We start from the raw sequence: 1,352 nt of genomic DNA, 5'->3' as shown, positions 1-1,352 counted from the left end.
AAACAACTATAAGGGATGCATAGATATAAGGAGTGAATTTAAATAGCAGTTAGTGATTACTAACTAGCAAAAGGGGCAGGTGTGCAGGCAGGTAATTATTTATAAAAAATTAGTTGACATGATCAATACCAGAGCTTAAGCGCTGATAAGTAGTAGTTAACTGGTTTTGTACGTTATTTAAATAGCGACGGCCATTTAAGGAAGAAACGTTAGTATTTACGTAAACTGCCATTTTTATTACCTCTATATACCCTTTCTATTAGCTGATAGGGATAGTGTATAAAATTTATAAAATCCCTTAAGGCCTCTGATTTGGCTTAAGGGATTTAAATTATCTAAAAATTAGATAATTATTAATTAGCCGAGCATAGAGAGGGCTAATTGTGGACGGCTGTTAGCCTGCATTAACATGGAAGTAGCAGCCTGCTGGATAATGGACTGCTGGCTTAAGTTTGCAGACTCCTCAGCAAAGTCAGCATCACGAATGCGGCTACGTGCATCAGACTGGTTAGCAGCTACGTTAGACTGGTTGCGGATAGAGGACTCAAGACGATTTTGGATGGCACCTAAGCCTGAGCGCTGGTTGTCTACCTTAGCAATCATTGCATCCATCAAAGTAATAACTTCTTTAGCGCCAGAAGCTGTATCGAGGTTTAAAGAGTTTACAGCCTGGTTTACAGCCTTGGTGCCTGCTGTAGCTTTAGCCTCGTTAAAGATGCCTTTAAAGGTAAAGTAACCTACATCAAAAGAAATTTCATCTTTATTGTTAGCACCAACTTGAAGTGTCATTTTGGCACCCTTAGATGCCTTATCAGCCTGAGAGCCATAAATGGTATTTGCACTAGTTGCGCCATTGAGAATGGTCTTACCACCAAATTTAGTTTGCTCGGCAATACGGGTAATTTCAGCTAATAGTTGGTTACCTTCGCTTTGAAGTGCGGTGCGATCTTCTTTAGTATTGGTACCATTTGCAGATTGAACGGCTAAGGTACGAATCTTTTGGAGCATTGTGGAGGTCTCATCAAGAGCGCCTTCAATGGTCTGAGCTAAAGCGATACCGTCATTGGTATTACGGTTGCCTTGGTTTAAACCGTTGATTTGAGTGGTTAAACGGTCAGCGATTTGTAAGCCAGCTGCGTCGTCCTTAGCAGAGTTAATACGCATGCCAGAGCTTAAGCGCTGATAAGTAGTAGTTAACTGGTTTTGTACGTTATTTAAATAGCGACGGCCATTTTGAGGTGCGCAAGACCTTTCTTAGAAAAACATTACACAAACGTGAGGTAGGTCAAAAAATGGAGAACTAGCGGTTCTAAGCCATAAAACCTCCAAATAAAGGCAGAATAGAATTTGTC

The 1,352-nt window shown here is 40.5% G+C and carries 2 protein-coding genes and 1 pseudogene; all 3 read right to left on the bottom strand.

Annotated features, from left to right (window positions below; translation table 11 throughout):
• Positions 1–109: 109 nt before the first annotated feature.
• Positions 110–232, bottom strand: a complete 123-nt coding sequence (locus tag MXE38_RS12490) for a hypothetical protein (RefSeq protein WP_281503221.1) — start codon at positions 230–232, stop codon at positions 110–112.
• A 125-nt stretch (positions 233–357) separates the two neighbouring features.
• The gene (locus MXE38_RS12300) at positions 358–612 is read right to left on the bottom strand and encodes a flagellin (protein WP_281503222.1); all 255 of its coding nucleotides are present in this window, start codon (positions 610–612) and stop codon (positions 358–360) included.
• A gap of 246 nt (positions 613–858) precedes the next feature.
• Positions 859–1,224 (bottom strand): annotated as a pseudogene (locus MXE38_RS12295) (flagellin); the annotation flags it as partial.
• Between the last annotated feature and the right edge of the window lie 128 nt (positions 1,225–1,352).

The sequence above is a fragment of the Anaerobiospirillum sp. NML120448 genome (assembly GCF_023050945.1).
Classification (GTDB): Bacteria; Pseudomonadota; Gammaproteobacteria; order Enterobacterales; family Succinivibrionaceae; genus Anaerobiospirillum.
This window is presented reverse-complemented; position numbering and strand designations above follow the sequence as displayed.